Below are 17,809 nucleotides of genomic sequence, written 5' to 3' on the forward strand. Positions count from 1 at the left end.
ACCTGCGCTGCACCAGGCACAATACCGCCGCTGTCCGGCCGTGGCCGTCGCGCCGTCCGCATCACTAGGGTTGGTCGGGAAAGTCCCGCGCGACCTGCCACACCGAGGTGGCATTGTGGGTGTCGCCCGTGCCAGTTCTTCGACCACGAAGGAGCCTTATGTCCGCACCCAACCTCACTCGCGACCAGGCGATCGAACGCGCCGCCACGGTAGCGGTCGAGAACTACCGCGTCGAGCTGGATCTGACCGACGGAGCGGGCAAACCGGGCGAGCAGACCTTCTTCTCCCGCAGCACCGTGACCTTCACCGCTACGCCGGGCGCGAACACGTTCATCGACATCGTGGCCCGTGGCGTGCGCTCGGCGGTGCTCAACGGCACCGCCCTGGACGTTTCCGGATACGACGAGTCGACCGGGATCACGCTGACCGACCTGGCCGAGCGCAACGAGCTGGTGGTGGAGGCCGACTGCGAGTACTCGCACACCGGAGAGGGCCTGCACCGGTTCGTCGATCCGGCCGACGACGCCGTCTACCTGTACTCGCAGTTCGAGACCGCCGACGCCAAGCGGATGTTCGCCTGCTTCGACCAGCCGGACCTGAAGGCCACCTTCGACCTCGCCGTCACCGCCCCGGCCGACTGGCAGGTCGTCTCCAACGCCGCCGTCGTGGAAACGCTCGCGCCGGAGCCGGGCAAGCACGTCTTCCGCACCACCCCGAAGATGAGTACCTACCTGGTCGCGCTCATCGCCGGCCCGTACGCGCAGTGGACCGACGTCTACACCGACGAGCACGGCAGCATCCCGCTGGGCATCTACTGCCGCGCCTCGCTGGCCGAGCACATGGACGCCGAACGACTGTTCACCGAGACCAAGCAGGGTTTCGGCTTCTACCACCGCAACTTCGGCGTCCCGTACGCGTTCGGCAAGTACGACCAGCTGTTCGTCCCAGAGTTCAACGCGGGCGCGATGGAGAACGCCGGCGCGGTGACCTTCCTGGAGGATTACGTCTTCCGGTCCAAGGTCACCCGGGCCTCCTACGAGCGCCGCGCCGAGACCGTGCTGCACGAGATGGCGCACATGTGGTTCGGCGACCTGGTCACCATGAAGTGGTGGGACGACCTGTGGCTGAACGAGTCGTTCGCCACCTTCGCGTCGGTGCTGTGCCAGTCCGAGGCGACCGAGTACACCAACGCCTGGACCACGTTCGCGAACGTGGAGAAGTCCTGGGCCTATCGGCAGGACCAGCTGCCGTCCACCCACCCGATCGCGGCCGACATTCCCGATCTCGCCGCGGTCGAGGTGAACTTCGACGGCATCACCTACGCCAAGGGCGCCAGTGTGCTGAAGCAGCTCGTCGCCTACGTCGGTCTGGAGCCGTTCCTGGCCGGCCTGCGCGCGTACTTCGCCGACCACGCCTACGGAAACGCCACCTTCGACGATCTGCTGTCGGCGTTGGAGAAGTCGTCCGGACGCGATCTGTCCACCTGGGGCGCGCAGTGGCTCAAGACCACCGGCTTGAACATTTTGCGCCCGGACTTCGAGGTGGACGCCGAAGGCAGGTTCAGCTCGTTCGCGGTGGTGCAGGAGGGTGCCCAGCCGGGCGCGGGCGAGCGGCGCGTGCACCGCCTCGCCGTCGGCGTGTACGACGACCAGGACGGGAAGCTGGTTCGCATCAAGCGGGTCGAACTCGATCTCGATGCCGCCGAACGCACCGAGGTGCCCGAACTGATCGGCGTTCCCCGCGGCCAGTTCGTGCTGGTCAACGACGACGACCTGACCTACTGCTCGATCCGGTTGGACGCCGATTCGCTCGACGTGCTGGTCAACCGCATCGCCGACATCGCGCAGCCGCTGCCGCGCACGCTGGCCTGGTCGGCGGCCTGGGAGATGACCCGTCAGGCCGAGTTCCGCGCCCGCGATTTCGTCGCGCTGGTCGGGCGGGGCGTCGGCGCCGAGACCGAGATCGGCGTGGTGCAGCGGCTTCTCATGCAGGCCAACACCACCTTGGGCAGCTACGCCGATCCGGAGTGGGCCGCCACCACCGGCTGGCCGGAGTACGCGAACCGGCTGCTCGAGCTGGCGCGCGAAGCCGAGCCGGGCTCCGACCACCAGTTGGCCTTCGTCAACGCGCTGACCGGCGCGAAGCTGTCGGCCTGGCACACCGAGGTGCTGCGCGAACTGCTCGACGGTGATCCGGCGAAGGTCGGGCTGCCAGGCCTGGTGGTCGACACCGACCTGCGCTGGCGGATCCTGGCCGCGCTCGCGGCGGCGGGCGAGATCGATGCCGAGGGGCTCGATACGCCGGTCATCGACCAGGAGTTGTCCAACGATCCCACCGCGGCGGGCAAGCGGCAGGCGGCCGCCGCGGCGACGGCGCGTCCGATCGCCGAGGTGAAGGAGCAGGCGTGGGCGACGGTGATGGGCGACGACTCGGTGCCCAACGTCACGGCCCGCTCGATCGTCGGCGGCTTCGCGCCCGCTGGGCAAGATGAGCTGCTCACCTCGTACGTGGAACGGTACTTCGCCGAGGTCCCCGGCGTCTGGGAGCGTCGCTCCAGCGAGGTCGCCCAGACCGTGGTGGTCGGCCTCTACCCGCACTGGGCGATCAGCGAGGACGCGGTGGCCGTCGCGGACAAGTTCCTCGCCGGCGACCACCCTCCGGCGCTGCGCCGCCTGGTCAGCGAAGGCAAGGCGGGCATCGAGCGCTCGCTGCGCGCCCGCGCCTTCGACGCACAGCCGTAAGAACGAAACCGGCGCGTCCACCCGGTGATCGGGTGGACGCGCCGGGAACATCCAGCGCCGCAGGCGCCGGCGGAGATTACCGCCCGATGGCGGCGGCCATCACGCGGACGGCGGAGACCACGCCGTCGATCAGCTGGCCCTGCCGGAACGAGCTCAGCGCGGCGGTGACGCCGAGCTGGCAGACGCGATCGTTCGCCCGGTCGGCGACGTCCCGGCCCGAGCGAACCTCGATCGCCTTCTCGTTCGGCGAGACGGCGATGAGCACCGAATGCTCCGCCTCGGGCGTGCCGGGGAAGATCGCGTCCGCGCCTGCGGCCGGATCGGCACCCAGATCGCCGATGTAGACGTTGAAGCGCACCTTGGTCGCGCGGGTCGCCTCGGTGAGCACGTTGTCCATGGTGAGCCGCTCTTCATCGTTGAACGGCGCTTCCTTGAACACATCGCCCGCCTCGTGCACGCCGGAGACGCGCCCGCTGCTGGTGATCGCGTATCCGTGCGGCAACTCGGCTTCGACCACCGCGGGCCACTTAGAACCTGCCACTTGCCCGTCCTCCGATCAGATCCACCTCGGTGGACTCGATGGCCGCATGCTGTCCATGCGGCGTTTCCGGAAAGTGGTGACCCGAGCCGATCACCTCTTCGGTGGCACTCCACAGCACCGGCGGCTGGGTCCACTCCTGACCGAGGGCGAAGTGGACCGGCTTCTCGCCAGGCAGTGGCTTACCGAGAAACGACAATCCGGCGATTACGCCGTAGATCACCAGTGGAATGCCGACGAAGATCAGCACTGTCTCGAGAATGCTCACGGATCAAAGGTAGACGATCCTCTGTAGTAGTTCTCCGTCCGGTAGCGCCGGGCCGCCGTCCGTGTCGGCTGCACCCGGCCCGAGCTGGGACTTCACCGAGCGCCTCAGACCAACCAGGCCGACGCGTTCGGCGGCAGCTGCCCGCCCTCGGTCGGCGCACTGGCCAGCAGCACGTCTCCCGGCGGTAGCTGGATGGGAGCGTCGGAGGCGTTGAGCACGCAGACCAGCCCACCCGGCCTGCGGAACGCCAGACACCCCTGGGGGCTGCCGTACCACTCGATCCGGTCCCCCGCGAACTCCGGCCGCTGTGCCCGCAGTTCGATCGCCAGTCGATACAGCGACAGCGTCGACCCCAGCTCCTCGAGTTGCGCCTCGACGGTCAGCGGCGCCCATTCGGGCGGGATCGGCAGCCACGGCGTCGCGGTGGTGAACCCGAACGGCGGCGCGGCGCCTTCCCAGGGCAGCGGCACCCGGCAACCGTCGCGGCCGCGCTGCGTGTGCCCGGAGCGCTCCCACACCGGGTCCTGCAACACGTGGTCGGGGAGGTCGTCGACGTTGGGCAGCCCCAGCTCGGAGCCGTTGTAGATGAACACCGCGCCGGGCAGCGCGAGCTCCAGCAGGATCATCGCCCGCGCCCGCGCGACGCCGAGCGCGCCGCCGCCGTACCGGGTGACCTCGCGCTCGATGTCGTGATTGGACAGCGTCCAGGTGGGCACGGCGAAGACCGGTGCGACGGCGGCGAGCGAGTTGTCGATCGCGTCGCGCACCGCCTCGGCTTCGAACGCCGATTCGGCGAGACGGAAGTTGAAGGCCAAGTGCAGTTCGTCGGCGCGCACGTACTCGCCGAAGCGGGTGTTGTCGTTCACCCACACTTCACCGATGAGCACCGCGTCCGGATACTCGTCGACGACCTTGCGGATCCGGCGGTGGATGTCGTGGACGGCCGGATTGTTGAACCGCGGGTCGCTGTCGTCGTGCGCGAGCAAGGCCGAGACGCTCAATTGGGGCATGTCGGGCAAGCCGTCCGGCTTGGCCATGCCGTGTGCGACGTCGATCCGGAACCCGTCCACGCCGCGCTCGAGCCAGAACCGCAGCGTCTGCTCGAAATCGGCGGCGACCTCGGGATTCGACCAGTTCAGGTCGGGCTGCTCGCGGGCGAAGATGTGCAGGTACCACTGGCCGGGCGTGCCGTCGGGCTCGGTGATCCTGGTCCAGGCGGGTCCGCCGAAGATGCTCGGCCAGTTGTTCGGCGGCTCGGCGCCACCGGGCCCACGGCCGTCGCGGAAGATGTACCGGTCACGTTCCGGACTGCCGGGCGCCGCCGCCAGCGCCGCGCGGAACCACGGATGCTGGTCGCTGGTGTGGTTGGGCACCAGGTCCATGGTCACCCTGATCCGACGGGCATGCGCCTCGGCGATCAGGGCGTCCATCGCGGCGAGCCCGCCGAAGAGCTGATCGATGTCGCGCGGGTCCGCAACGTCGTAGCCACCGTCGGCCATCGGCGACCGCATCACCGGGCAGATCCACAGCGCGTCGACGCCGAGCAGTTCGAGATAGCCGAGCTTGTCCCTGACTCCGCCGAGATCACCGACCCCGTCTGCGCTCGAGTCCGCGAAGGATCTGGGATAAACCTGGTAGAACACGGCCGACCGCCACCACGACTGCGTGGTGCGATCCACCGGCGCCGTTACGGCTGGTGCATCACTCACACCCGCAATAGTGCCAAAGTTCTGCGGCGAAAGCCTTCAGGCGACGCGCGGCCACAGATGACGGGCAAACATTCAGCACCTTAGCCATAGAGACGAAAAACCTCGCCCCACATCGTCTCTCACGCGCAAGGTTCCCGTCACCCGTGGTTCATCAGCGAATTCACCGCCACCTCAACGCGGTAGAAAACACATTTTTCACAGAGGCGGTCGGCCCAGAGGTGAACGCGTTGTCAGAACGGGGCATTCACCAAAGAGTTGGCCGCCATCTCCAGATAGTCGAGCAGCGCTTTGCGGTGCTCCTCGTCCAGGGTTTCCGGCTCGATCTCGGCGACCGCGATACGCATGCAGCGCAGCCACGCGTCACGCTCGATCGGTCCGATGGTGAACGGCATGTGCCGCATGCGCAGGCGCGGGTGGCCGCGCTCGTCGGAGTAGGTGCGCGGACCGCCCCAATACTGCTCGAGGAACATCCGCAGACGACGCTCCGCCGGGCCGAGATCCTCCTCCGGATAGAGCGGGCGCAATACCTCGTCGGCGGCCACCTCGCGATAGAACGTCGCGACGAGCCGCCGGAACGTCTCCGCCCCGCCGACCGCCTCGTAGAACGACGTCGCCGTTTGCTCGCCCGAAGTCATAAACCCTCTCGATTCACCGGATGCGCCGCTGTCCATTGTGCCCGCGCCCGGACGACGCCGCCGCACTGCCCGTACGCTGCCGCTCAGCGGCTGGAACATCGCACCTCAACGGCACTTCAGCCACAGTTAACCGGACATTGTTGAAAATCACCGTGCAATGCCCGACATTCCATGGTCAACTGGGTGACAGTCTCTGCTTTGCAGATACCACATGATCCTGCCAATCATGAAATCGAGGTCGAGATGAAGCAGCGGCACAGCGCCCGGTCACACGAGGCGCGAGCGCACCGACAACTCCAGCCCGCCGACGTCCACAATCGTGGGTCGGGGGCTACTCCGCTGCACATCTTGTCCGAACATTATCCGGGTGGACATCGTGGCCATCACGACCACGGACCCCGCCCCACCGCCCCGCTCGTCGAGGGCACGAACTGGCTCAAAACCAGGGTGCTGCTGTTGAACGCCACCTACGAGCCGCTCACCGCTTTATCCGCGCGCCGCGCGATCGTCCTGCTCATCTGCGACAAGGCCGACGCCGTCCACCACAACGACGAAGGGCCGATAGTGCACTCCGCCGAGACGTCGGTGGCCATTCCTTCGGTGATCCGCCTGCGCAGCTACGTCCACGTCCCGTACCGGGCCCGGGTCCCCATGACCCGCGCCGCCCTCATGCACCGGGATCGGTACCGCTGCGGTTATTGCGGCGGCAAGGCCGAGACCATCGACCACGTCATCCCGCGCAGCCGCGGCGGGGAGCATTCGTGGGAGAACTGCGTCGCCAGTTGCGCGCCGTGCAACCACCGCAAAGCCGACAAACTTCTCAGCGAGCTGGGCTGGACGCTCCGATCGCCTCTGGTCTCGCCGAAGGGCCCGCATTGGCGTTTGCTGTCCACCACCGCGGAACTCGACCCCGTCTGGTTGCAATATCTGGGCGAAGGCGCGGCCTGAGCGGATCAGGTGTACTCGACCACCAACGTCGCCCAGGTCCGGGGAGCTAGCGCCTCGAACACGTGCGGCTGATCGCCTGGGTAGGCGATGTAATCACCAGGATGTAGTTCGACGGGGGCCTCGACCGGTCCGACCAGCGCATGCCCCTGCGCGAGCAGCACGTGCTCGACGACACCGGCGATATGTGGCTCCGATCGGCGCGCATGCCCCGGCTCCGCGGTGATACGAAACAGGTCACGGCGGGAATTGGCCGGCCCGGCCGCCAGCAGGGTCGCTTGGTACTCCGACCGCTCGGCCGCGACCACCGGGCCCTCACCGGCCCGGATCACATGGACGCTCCGGCGCGGTGGATCGAGCAATCGGGAGAACGGCATATCCAGCGCGACGCACAATGCCCACAACGTTTCCAGGCTCGGGTTGCCGGTTCCCGATTCCAACTGCGACAGCGTCGATTTCGCGATGCCCGCCCGATGGGCGACCTCACTCAACGACAACCCGGCCCGGGTGCGCTCGCGGCGCAGCGCGGCGGCGATCACCGCCTGAGGTGTCGTCGTCGCGTCTTGCCGCGTCATTCTCGCTCCGTGTCTGCGTCCTGCACCTTGACTACTCGACAGGAACCCAGATCGATGAGCCGCCTCGCTATGCGACCGCCCCTTGCGCCTTGCTCGTAGCCGCGGCGGTCACCGAGGGAAGCCTCCGGAGCCGAACGGATTGACGAAGCCCCTCACCATGTTCACTATAAACAACATGCGTTCGATATGGCGAACACTCGATCGGGACACTTTGCTGGGCATCGCGGCGGTGTGCCTGGCCGTGGGCGTGATCGGGATCTCCTACGGCGCGACGGCGGTGAGCGCGGGCTTTCCGATCTGGCTACCGATTCTGCTCGGGTGCGTGGTGCTCGCCGGGAGTTCGGAGTTCCTGTTCCTGGGAATCGTCGCCGCAGGGGGTAGTCCGATAGCGGCGGTGCTGGCCGGCCTGCTGGTGAACGCCAGGCACGTGCCGTACGGATTGTCGGTTCCCGACGCGGTCGGCACGGGCTGGCGCCGGCCGCTCGGGGTGCATCTGATGAACGACGAGTCCGTCGCTCTGACCATCGCGCAACCCGATGCGAGTCGCAGGCGCGCAGCCTACTGGATCACCGGAGCCGGGATATTGCTGGCGTGGCCCGGTGGCGCGGCCATCGGAGCGCTGATCGGATCGGTGGTCACCGACACCTCGGCGCTCGGACTCGACGCGGTGTTTCCCGCGGTGCTGCTCGCGCTGGTCCTGCCCGCCCTGCGCGACCGGACCACCCTCGCGGCGGTGTGCGTTGGCACCGCGATCGCGCTGATAACCGCCCCCTTCCTGCCTACGGGACTGCCGGTCCTGCTCGCCCTGGCCGGACTGCTGGTGGCGGCGCGGGAGAAGCCGCGACCAGCGACCGCATCGGAAGCCGCATGATGCTGGCCGCCGGAATCGTCGCGCTCGCCGCGGGAACCTACGCGTTCCGGTGGGCGGGCCCCGCGCTGCGCGAGCGGGTGCGACTTCCGGCACGCGTGATACGGCTGTTGGAAATCGGCGCCGTGGTGCTGCTGGCCGCACTGGTGGCCGTGACCACCCTGCCGCTCGGTACCGCTGGTCTCGGATTCGCCGTGCCCGTAGGCGTTCTCGTCGGCGGCGTACTGGCGTGGCATCAACGCCCCATACTGGTGGTCATCCTGGCCGCCGCCGCGACGACCACGTTCCTTCGCCTGATCGGCATCTCTTGAGCGGCTCGAAAATCCAGCCCGCGCAACCGTTCCGTGCCGACAAAGGCGGCGCCGTCCCCTCCTGCCGACGGCGCCGCCTACCTCATCGATCGCTCCCGGGCATTGTTGTGCTACCGAAAATCGGTCTATGGCCCTTGCATCTTCCGGTGCTCGCGAAATCGGTTGTGCACACGCGTGATAGCGATGGCGTCCGGAGTGACGAGCCGCGTGCTCAGCCTGCGATCAAGGGGATAGCTCCACCCAGGCGGCGGGCCACCGAACCGTAGCGGGCGTCCAGGCGCAGCCATGTCCTCGTCGCGCGTACGCGCACGATCTCGGCGGACGGGATGCGGCGCGGATCGGCCTTCTCGCCCGAGTGCGGGATGAAGTCCATCGCCGTGAGCGCGAAGACCACCCGCATCGGCACCTGCACCTGAGCGCCTGCGCCGGACACCGTCAGCACCGTCTGGTCGAGCAGCGAGGCGGGCGGACCGTGGTTGCTGCCGTGCTCCTTCGCCAGCTGCGCACCCTGCTCGGCGAGTTCGACCAAGGTACGGGCGGGCACGTCCTCGACGTGCGCGAAACCGTCCGTGGGCGGCAACGCGCCACGCCACGCGGAGTCCATCGGATATCCGAGGTCGATCGGACTGCCGCTCGCCATACCGGCCAGCACGAGATCGGCGCCGACCGTCACGTCGTCGACGCCGAGCTCGGCGATCACTGTGCGTCCCGCCAGCGCCTCGAAACCCGTCGCGACCCATGCGGAGACGTAATTCTCCCCGCGGCGGCGCAGGCGCACCACCACCGCCGGGTCCAGCCGCACGGCCCTGGTCAGGAACGTCGCGAGATTCTCCCGCTCCGCCGGATCCGGTACGTGCAGTACTCGTTGTTCCGTCATCACGGCTGCCCCGCCGTCAGCATTCGACGATCACCGATGCGCGGTCGCTCACTCCATCCACTCGGACAGGTAATCACGCTCGGCGTCGGTCAGCCTGCGCAATCGCTGCGCCCGCATGTCGAATGCCGCGATCTGCGTGGACGCGACCACCGCCGCGGGCGAATCGGGCTCGGCGCCCGCCGCCCGCACCTCGTAACCGATGGTGAAGTCGACCGCGCGCAACTGCTCGATCCACATGGCGATATCCAGCGGCGTGTCCTCGTGCCGCAGCTGGCCGCGGTAGCGGACGTGCAGGTCGGCGAGGACGCAGCCCTCACGCAACGGGGCGGTCGGGCGGCCGTCCTCGAACAGCCACGGGATCCGCGCCTCCTCCAGCAGCGTCACCATCCGGGCATGGTTGACGTGCTGGAACACGTCCATGTCCGACCACCTGACGTCCACCTTGGCATGGAAACGCCGGGGCAGCACCAGGCTGCCCGCCGCCTTCCCGCTTCCGCTCACCGAACTCGTCAACGTGGTACCTCCGATTGGGCGCCCACCCCGCTCACCATGCTCCGCACTTGCCGCGCCGCAACCGAAAGCGTGGCGAGATCGTGGGTTCCGGATTCGAACAACTCCGACAGCGCCGCCCTGGCTCGGCCGAGGCGGGACTGATTCTTCGACTCCCAGTATGCAATCTTCTCGTTCGCCGTCTCTTCGGGGTCACCGCCGGAGAGCACGTCGAGGGTGAGCGAGCGCAGCGACGCGTACATGTCGTCGCGCAGCGCGAGCCGCGCCAGCGCATGCCAGCGGTCGCCGCGTTCGAGGTGGCTGACCGCCTGCAACAGCCAGTCGATCTTGAGGTGATCGTTGAGCGCGTAGTACAGCGACCCGACCTCGTCGCCGTCCCGGTCGGTGATATCGGCGATGTCCACGATGTCCAGCAGAGGGAAGAGGTTGAGCAGACCGAAGACCTCGGTGGCCAGATCGGTCGGCGCGCCGCGGGCGATCAATTCGGCGGACTGGTCGGTGAGGGTGGACACATGGTGTCCGCGCAGCCATCCCGCCACCTTGGGGGCCAGTTCACGCACGTCGGCGCGGTACCGACTGATCTCCGAGCCCACCGCGATAGGCTGCGGCCGGTTGCTCAGCAGCCATCGGGACGCCCGGTCCAACGTCCGCTTCGTCTCCAGTTCGAGCAGGTCGCGCACCGAAGTGGGTGCGTCGCACGCACGGATTCGCTTCCACATGTCGTGCAGATCGAAGATTCCGCTGGCCGCGGCGAAGGCGCGCACCGCATCGGTGGTGGTGGCGCCGACCTCCTCGTTCAACCGGTGCGCGTAGGTGATGCCGCCGTAGTCCACCATCTCGTTGGCGATCATGGTGGTGACGATCTCCCGGCGCAGCCGGTGGCGTTTGATCGCCGCCGCGAAGCGGTCGCGCAGCGGTGTGGGGAAGTAGTCCGGCAGCCGCGTGGCGAAGTACTGACTGTCGGGCAGGTCGGATTCGAGCAGATCGGCCTTGAGCGACAGCTTCACATGCGCCATCAGATTCGCCAGCTCCGGCGACGTCAGACCGGAGCCTTCTTCCAGCCTGCGCTTCATCTCCTGATCGGAGGGCAGCGCCTCGAGTTCGCGGTCCAAGCCGCGACGCTCTTCGAGATCCTCGATCAACCGCATCTGCACGGGCAGCATCTGCGACGCCTCGGTGCGCGAAATACCCATGAGGAAGTTCTGCGCCACGTTGTCCCGCAGGACCATCTGCGCGACCTCGTCGGTCATCGAGGCCAGCAGTGGATTGCGCTCGTCGGGCAGCAACTGCCCCCCGGACACGACGGCGTCGAGCAAGATCTTGATGTTGACCTCGTGGTCGGAGCAGTCCACGCCCGCCGAGTTGTCCAGCGCGTCGGTATTGATCTTGCCGCCCTTGCGGCAGAACTCGATGCGGCCCAACGCCGTCGCGCCGAGGTTGCCGCCCTCGCCGACCACCTTGACCCGCAGCCGGTCTGCGTTCACGCGGACCGCGTCGTTGGACTTGTCGCCCACTTCGGCGTTGGTCTCGGTGCTCGCCTTGATGTAGGTGCCGATACCGCCGTTCCACAGCAGGTCGACCGGCGCGAGCAGGATCGCGCGGACCAGATCCGGCGGCGACAGCGATACGACGTCATCGCCCAGCCCCAGAGCCGCCCTGGCCTGCGGGCTGATCGGCACCGACTTCACGGTGCGGTCCCACACACCTCCGCCGGGGCTGATAAGTGACGGGTCGTAGTCGGCCCACGACGACCTCGGCAACGCGAACATCCGCTGCCGCTCCCGGAACGAACGCGCCGCATCAGGATCCGGATCCAGGAAAATGTGGCGATGGTCGAACGCGGCCACCAAACGAATGTGCTCCGACAACAACATACCGTTACCGAACACATCACCACTCATGTCACCCACACCCACCACAGTGAAATCCTGCGACTGCGTATCGAGCTCCATCTCACGGAAATGCCGCTTGACACTCTCCCAAGCACCCTTGGCCGTGATACCCATCGCCTTGTGGTCATAACCCGCCGACCCACCCGAGGCGAACGCATCACCCAGCCAGAACCCATAACTCTGCGCCACATCATTGGCGATATCGGAGAACGACGCGGTGCCCTTGTCCGCCGCGACCACGAGATAGGTGTCATCACCATCGCGGCGCACCACTCGGTCAGGAGGCAACACCTGCCCACTCGCGCGATCCACATTGTCGGTGATATCCAGCAAGCCGGAGATGAATGTACGGTAGCAAGCAACCCCTTCGGCGCCCAACGCCTGCCGGTCCGCCACCGGATCACCGGTAGCCGCGGGCGGCTGCTTCACCACGAAACCGCCCTTCGCGCCGACCGGCACGATCACCGCGTTCTTCACCGCCTGAGCCTTCACCAAACCCAGGATCTCGGTACGGAAATCCTCCAACCGGTCCGACCACCGCAACCCACCACGCGCCACCGGCCCGAAGCGCAGATGCACGCCCTCCACCCGCGGCGAGTACACGAAGATCTCGAACTGTGGCCGCGGCTTGGGCAACTCGGCGATTTCCCGCGGTTCGACCTTCACCGAAACGTACTCGCGTGGTTTGCCTTCCGCGTCGATCACGTAGTAGTTGGTGCGCAGCGTCGCCTTGATCAGTCCGAGGATCGACCGCAGGATGCGGTCCGCGTCCAGGCTGACCACCTCATCGATGCGCCCTCGCACCTGGGTCTCCAGCTCCGCGGCATGTTCGGCGGAGACGGTGTCGGGATCGAAACGCGCAGCGAACAGATCGACGAACAGGCGCGCGATATCCGGATAGGTGAGCAGCACACGGCAGATGTTGGCCTGGCTGTACGGGAAATTGGCCTGCTGCAAGTACTTCGCGTAGGTGCGCAGGATCGAGACGGCCCGCCACGGCAGCCGCGCACGCAGCACGAGTTCGTTCAGCCCGTCCGCCTCCGCGCGGCCGTACCACATGGCCTCGAAGGCTTCCACGAACCGCTCACGCAGGCCGCGCACCTCGGCCTCCAACACGTCGGCGCGTTTGGAGGACTCGAGCAGTTCCGCGTCCAGATCCCGGTCGAGCGAACTGCGCAACAACTCCGGGCGGGCGAGCAGACCGAAATCGTAGATCCACCGTTCACCACCGGCGCCGCCCGCCGCGTCCTCCAGCTCGATCTGGTACGGGCGCTCGTCGACCACCTCGACACCGAGGCTTTGCAACACCGGAAGTACTTGGCTCAGCGAGATACCGCTGCCACCGATGTAGAGGGTGAAGCGCCACGAACCCGGCGCCGAACCCGGCTTCCGGTAGAGGTATTGGTCGATACCGCCCGCACTCAGCCGCTCCAGGCGCACGATGTCTCGCAGCGCCCGTGCCGCGGCGAAATCCTGTTTGTAGCCCTCGGGGAAGGCCTCCGCGTACCGCTGCACCACGGCCGGATCGAGCACCGTCGACGTGCTCACCTCGTCGTTCAGGCGGTCGTCCCAAGTGCGGCTGGCCTCGGCGAGCAGGTTCTGCAGACGCAGCCGGTTGGGCTCGGAGGTGTCGGCGACCGGGGGTGTCCGATGCGGAGCACCGAGCTCGGCTTCCGGCATGCGCACCGTGAAATAGACTCGCGCCAGCTCGCTTTCGCCCACCCGCGCGGAATAGTCGATGGACACCCCACCCAGTTCGCGGACCAGGATCTCCTGCATCTCCAGCCGCGAGCTGGTGGTGTACCGATCACGCGGCAGATAGACCAGGCAGGCGACGTAGCGGCCGTAGGTGTCCGCGCGCAGGAACAGGCGCACCTGGCGGCGCAGGCCCACACTCAGCACGGCGGTGGCGGTGCGGCGCAGCGTCTCGGCGTCGGCGGAGAAGAGTTCGGTGCGGGGGAAGGATTGGATGACCTCGAGCATCGCCTGCCCGGAGAACGATTCCAGGTCGAATCCGCTGTCCTCGATCGCCGAGCGGACCCGGCGCTCGATCACCGGGATGTCCAGGACGTTCTCGTGCACGGCGGAGACGGTGAAGACGCCGATGAACAGGTGCTCGCCGACGACGGTTCCATGCGCGTCGAAATCGGCGACGCTGACGAAGTACGGGTACACCGCACGGTGCACGGTGGCGGGAACAAGTCCTTGGGTCAGCGTGAGCAGCGGACGGTCACCGCTGTTGACCGGCACGTGGAAGTCGGTGCCCACGTCCGGTCGCAGCACGCCGAGGCAGGTGGCGGGCACGACGGTGGACATCTCCCTGCCCTCGTCGGTGTTCAGTCGGTAGCGCGCGTAGCCGAGCAGGGTGAAATTCCCTCCGGCCAGCCAGCGCAGCAGGTTGGCGGTGTCGGTCAGCTCGGCCGAGTCGAACGGCGCGGAGCCGGACCCCGCGGCGAGCTCGAGGTCGTCGGCCAGCTTGCTCTGCACGTCCTTGATCGCTTCGGTGTCGCCGATCACCTGACGCACATCGTCCACCACGTCCGGCACCGCGGCCTCGACCCTGGCCAGCAGTGCCGCGCTGGTCGACGGGTGCAATTGCACGTGCATCCAGGATTCGCGCAACCCGGCCGCGCCGGTGCCGTCCACCTCGTGCGCGGCGGCGTGCGTCAGGCGTCCCTCCGCGTCCCGCTCGACCTCGAAGATCGGATGGATGATCTCGCTGACGCTGACGCCGATCCTGCTCAGCGACGAGCTGATCGACTCGACCAGCAGCGGCATGTCGTCGGTGACGATCTGCACCGCCGCACCGATTCCGGAGCCGTCATCCGGGTGGTATACCCGCACCAGCGCGCGACCGGGGCGGCGCGTCACCCCCAGCTCCAGATGCCTGCGGAAGATCTGGGTGATGCCGGTGATCGCACAGTCCACATCGCCCGCGTCGACGTGGCGGAAGTACGCTTCCTCGAGCGTCGCGAGATCGCCGCGCAATGACTGCGGCAAACCCGCGGCCCACGCCGCGCTGGACAATTCGGACGAGACGGTCATTTTTCGCCAACTCCCTCGGATATCGGTTCCGTAACAAAGTGACGCTGGTCCGAGGGTAACTGTGCGCCGAGGACGCGTGGGTGAATTCCCTTCCTGGATCGGAGTGTTCACCGCGACCGCGTAGTTCGCCGCCCGTGTGCCGAGGTCGTACGGACGACCTCGGGCACAGCACAGGAATCGGACCCGCGAACGTTCAGGTGAGCGCTACAGGTCGTGTCCGCGGCGGCAGCGGCGCCGCACCGGTACCTCGGGTCAGCTCGGCCACCGCGTCGGCGGTCGAAGCCACCGGTTGCTCGAACTGCGCCTGCGCATTCACGACTCCCACCCTAGCGAGCTACGCGCGGGTAGGTGTCACTCCTGTTCCGCGTTGCCGATAAAGACTCATCGAGCTGCCCCACCGAGGCGCTCCCCCCCCCCCGTTTTCCCCGTCGATTTCTGGCGTCATCGCCCACACGATGCGTCAGCAAACGCCAGGCAGTGGCCGGCTCCGAGCCCGATGAGGCTGCCAACTGCGATCCGGCGGACGCATGACACCCGCCTGACCCCGGACGAATGCGAAGTCCGGTCTGCGGCGAGGCGTCCTGGGCCGGGTGGGTGCGGCCTGTGCCCGCACCCACCCGCCGAGGGCCGGGCTCAGCCGCGGGTCAGCTTGCGGTGCGTAACCCGGTGCGGGCGGGCCGCTTCCGGGCCGAGCCGCTGGACCTTGTTGGCCTCGTACGCCTCGAAGTTGCCCTCGAACCAGAACCATTTGGCCTCGTTGTCCGAGTCGCCCTCCCACGCCAGGATGTGGGTACAGGTGCGGTCGAGGAACCAGCGGTCGTGGGAGATGACCACGGCGCAGCCGGGGAACTTCTCCAGCGCGTTCTCCAGCGAGCCCAGGGTCTCCACATCGAGGTCGTTGGTCGGCTCATCCAGCAGGATCAAGTTGCCGCCCTGCTTGAGAGTCATCGCGAGGTTCAGCCGGTTGCGCTCGCCACCGGACAGGACGCCCGCGGGCTTCTGCTGGTCCGGGCCCTTGAAACCGAAGGCGCTCACGTAGGCGCGCGACGGCATTTCCTGCTGGCCGACCTCGATGTAGTCCAGACCGTCGGAGACCACCTGCCAGACCGTCTTCTTCGGGTCGATGCCCGCGCGGTTCTGGTCGACGTAGCTCAATTTGACCGTCTCGCCGACCTTCACCTCACCGCTGTCCGGCTGCTCGAGCCCGACGATGGTCTTGAACAGCGTGGTCTTCCCGACGCCATTGGGCCCGATCACGCCGACGATGCCGTTGCGCGGCAAGGTGAACGACAGATCCTTGATCAGCTGGCGGTCACCGAAGCCCTTGTCCAGGTGCTCCACCTCCACCACCACGTTGCCCAGGCGCGGGCCCGCGGGAATCTGGATCTCCTCGAAATCCAGCTTCCGCATCTTCTCGGCTTCGGCCGCCATCTCCTCGTACCGGCCGAGGCGGGCCTTGTTCTTGGCCTGCCTGGCCTTGGCGCCGGAACGCACCCAGGCGAGTTCTTCCTTGAGCCGCTTCTGCAGCTTCTGGTCCTTCTTGCCCTGCACCTCGAGCCGCGCGGCCTTCTTCTCCAGGTAGGTGGAGTAGTTGCCCTCGTACGGGTAGGCACGGCCACGGTCCAGCTCGAGGATCCACTGCGCGACGTTGTCCAGGAAGTACCGGTCGTGGGTGACCGCGAGCACGGCGCCCTGGTACTGCGCCAGGTGCTGCTCGAGCCAGTTCACGCTCTCGGCGTCGAGGTGGTTGGTCGGCTCGTCGAGCAGCAGCAGGTCGGGCTTGCTCAGCAGCAGCTTGCACAGCGCGACCCGGCGGCGCTCACCACCGGAGAGGTTGGTGACCGGCTCGTCCGGCGGCGGGCAGCGCAGCGCGTCCATCGCCTGTTCGAGCTGGGAGTCCAGGTCCCAGGCGTCGGCGTGGTCCAGATCTTCCTGGAGCTTGCCCATCTCCTCCATGAGCTCGTCGGAGTAGTCGGTGGCCATGAGTTCGGCGATCTCGTTGAAGCGATCCAGCTTCACCTTGATCTCGCCCATGCCCTCCTCGACGTTGCCGCGGACGGTCTTCTCCTCGTTGAGCGGAGGTTCCTGCTGCAGGATGCCGACGGTAGCGCCGGCGGCGAGGAACGCGTCACCGTTGTTCGGCTGGTCCAGTCCGGCCATGATCTTCAGCACGCTGGATTTACCAGCGCCGTTCGGGCCGACGACGCCGATCTTGGCGCCGGGAAGGAAGTCCAAGGTGACATCGTCGAGCACGACTTTGTCGCCGTGCGCCTTGCGAACCTTCTTCATTTGGTAGATGAACTCAGCCATAAGTCAGAAGCCTATCGGTGCGGGAGATGAAGGGACGAAGCAGAGCTACCCTGCCGCCAGAACGAAACCGGTCGCGCGATCACGCGTCGACAGGCTCGGGTGCGCTGCCGCGAGGCGGTGCCGAACCGGCGGCTGCCACATTCTCCCCCGGCGCGTCGCCGACCGGCACCCGACCTTCAGCGCTCGACCCCCCGGAAGTATTCCGCGACGGGGGCATATCGGATAGCCGCGTCAGTTGCGCCGCACAGCGGGACAGGTCCGGGCCGACCACGGAGGCGCGCATCTCCAGATCCCGTCGTTCCACGCCGTCCTTGCTGCGGTACTCGTGCGAGCGCAGCTGACCGTAGGCGATGATCGGATCGCCGCGCCGCAGGGACGCGTCGACTCCCGCCACCAATCGACGCCAGCAGCTGACGGTGAGATACAACGTGCCGTTGTCCACCCATTGCCCGGACGCGTGATCCAGCCGGCGAGAATTGCTCGCCAGACGGAAGGTGACCACCTGCTCGCCATTGGTCAGGTCCCGCTTGACCGGATGGGTGGCGATCGTCCCGATCACGGTCGCGTTGGCTTCGTACATGGTTA

At 67.3% G+C, this 17,809-nt stretch carries 15 protein-coding genes; 4 read left to right on the forward strand and 11 right to left on the reverse strand.

Annotated elements, in window-relative coordinates; all coding sequences use genetic code 11:
• Positions 1–158: 158 nt before the first annotated feature.
• On the forward strand, positions 159–2,741 hold the full coding sequence (pepN, locus tag GVY39_RS13315; RefSeq protein WP_159924116.1) for an aminopeptidase N: 2,583 nt from the start codon (positions 159–161) through the stop codon (positions 2,739–2,741).
• Positions 2,742–2,817: 76 nt separating this feature from the next.
• On the opposite strand, the gene GVY39_RS13320 is transcribed toward pepN, so the two are convergent.
• The 4 genes from GVY39_RS13320 to GVY39_RS13335 all read right to left on the reverse strand — a co-directional run bounded on the left by GVY39_RS13320 (position 2,818) and on the right by GVY39_RS13335 (position 5,891).
• On the reverse strand, positions 2,818–3,282 hold the full coding sequence (locus GVY39_RS13320) for a DUF5130 domain-containing protein (protein ID WP_159924118.1): 465 nt from the start codon (positions 3,280–3,282) through the stop codon (positions 2,818–2,820).
• On the reverse strand, positions 3,269–3,547 hold the full coding sequence (locus GVY39_RS13325; RefSeq protein ID WP_159924120.1) for a hypothetical protein: 279 nt from the start codon (positions 3,545–3,547) through the stop codon (positions 3,269–3,271). Before GVY39_RS13325 ends, GVY39_RS13320 begins: the two co-directional genes overlap by 14 nt.
• A gap of 104 nt (positions 3,548–3,651) precedes the next feature.
• Complete coding sequence (locus GVY39_RS13330; RefSeq protein WP_370523790.1) at positions 3,652–5,265, reverse strand: alpha-amylase family glycosyl hydrolase; 1,614 nt, start codon at positions 5,263–5,265, stop codon at positions 3,652–3,654.
• 221 nt (positions 5,266–5,486) lie between these two features.
• Complete coding sequence (locus GVY39_RS13335) at positions 5,487–5,891, reverse strand: globin (protein ID WP_159924122.1); 405 nt, start codon at positions 5,889–5,891, stop codon at positions 5,487–5,489.
• A 243-nt stretch (positions 5,892–6,134) separates the two neighbouring features.
• Between GVY39_RS13335 and GVY39_RS13340 the strand changes: the two genes are divergently transcribed.
• Complete coding sequence (locus GVY39_RS13340; RefSeq protein ID WP_195071513.1) at positions 6,135–6,839, forward strand: HNH endonuclease; 705 nt, start codon at positions 6,135–6,137, stop codon at positions 6,837–6,839.
• A gap of 5 nt (positions 6,840–6,844) precedes the next feature.
• On the opposite strand, the gene GVY39_RS13345 is transcribed toward GVY39_RS13340, so the two are convergent.
• Complete coding sequence (locus tag GVY39_RS13345) at positions 6,845–7,411, reverse strand: helix-turn-helix domain-containing protein (RefSeq protein WP_159924124.1); 567 nt, start codon at positions 7,409–7,411, stop codon at positions 6,845–6,847.
• A 175-nt stretch (positions 7,412–7,586) separates the two neighbouring features.
• On the opposite strand from GVY39_RS13345, the gene GVY39_RS13350 reads away from it, so the two are divergent.
• Together GVY39_RS13350 and GVY39_RS13355 are read left to right on the forward strand one after the other, a co-directional pair.
• The gene (locus GVY39_RS13350) at positions 7,587–8,282 is read left to right on the forward strand and encodes an AzlC family ABC transporter permease (RefSeq protein ID WP_159924126.1); all 696 of its coding nucleotides are present in this window, start codon (positions 7,587–7,589) and stop codon (positions 8,280–8,282) included.
• On the forward strand, positions 8,279–8,590 hold the full coding sequence (locus tag GVY39_RS13355) for an AzlD domain-containing protein (protein ID WP_159924128.1): 312 nt from the start codon (positions 8,279–8,281) through the stop codon (positions 8,588–8,590). The genes GVY39_RS13350 and GVY39_RS13355 overlap by 4 nt, the downstream gene beginning before the upstream one ends.
• A gap of 211 nt (positions 8,591–8,801) precedes the next feature.
• On the opposite strand, the gene GVY39_RS13360 is transcribed toward GVY39_RS13355, so the two are convergent.
• The 6 genes from GVY39_RS13360 to GVY39_RS13380 form a co-directional block, all read right to left on the reverse strand.
• The gene (locus GVY39_RS13360) at positions 8,802–9,467 is read right to left on the reverse strand and encodes a hypothetical protein (protein WP_159924130.1); all 666 of its coding nucleotides are present in this window, start codon (positions 9,465–9,467) and stop codon (positions 8,802–8,804) included.
• Positions 9,468–9,515: 48 nt separating this feature from the next.
• Positions 9,516–9,980 (reverse strand): thioesterase family protein, encoded by a 465-nt coding sequence (locus tag GVY39_RS13365; RefSeq protein ID WP_321210349.1) that lies wholly within the window; start codon positions 9,978–9,980, stop codon positions 9,516–9,518.
• Positions 9,977–14,914 carry an NAD-glutamate dehydrogenase gene (locus tag GVY39_RS13370; RefSeq protein WP_159924132.1) on the reverse strand — a complete coding sequence of 1,646 codons (4,938 nt, stop codon included), beginning with the start codon at positions 14,912–14,914 and terminating at the stop codon, positions 9,977–9,979. The genes GVY39_RS13365 and GVY39_RS13370 overlap by 4 nt, the downstream gene beginning before the upstream one ends.
• 193 nt (positions 14,915–15,107) lie before the next feature.
• Positions 15,108–15,230: a hypothetical protein gene (locus tag GVY39_RS34965; RefSeq protein WP_255466153.1), complete on the reverse strand. Its 123-nt coding sequence runs from the start codon at positions 15,228–15,230 to the stop codon at positions 15,108–15,110.
• 317 nt (positions 15,231–15,547) lie between these two features.
• Positions 15,548–17,224, reverse strand: a complete 1,677-nt coding sequence (ettA, locus tag GVY39_RS13375) for an energy-dependent translational throttle protein EttA (RefSeq protein WP_159924134.1) — start codon at positions 17,222–17,224, stop codon at positions 15,548–15,550.
• Positions 17,225–17,303: 79 nt separating this feature from the next.
• The gene (locus tag GVY39_RS13380) at positions 17,304–17,804 is read right to left on the reverse strand and encodes a single-stranded DNA-binding protein (protein ID WP_159924136.1); all 501 of its coding nucleotides are present in this window, start codon (positions 17,802–17,804) and stop codon (positions 17,304–17,306) included.
• Positions 17,805–17,809: the final 5 nt, after the last annotated feature.

Source organism: Nocardia sp. CY15, assembly GCF_009829295.1.
Classification (GTDB): Bacteria; Actinomycetota; Actinomycetes; order Mycobacteriales; family Mycobacteriaceae; genus Nocardia; species Nocardia sputi.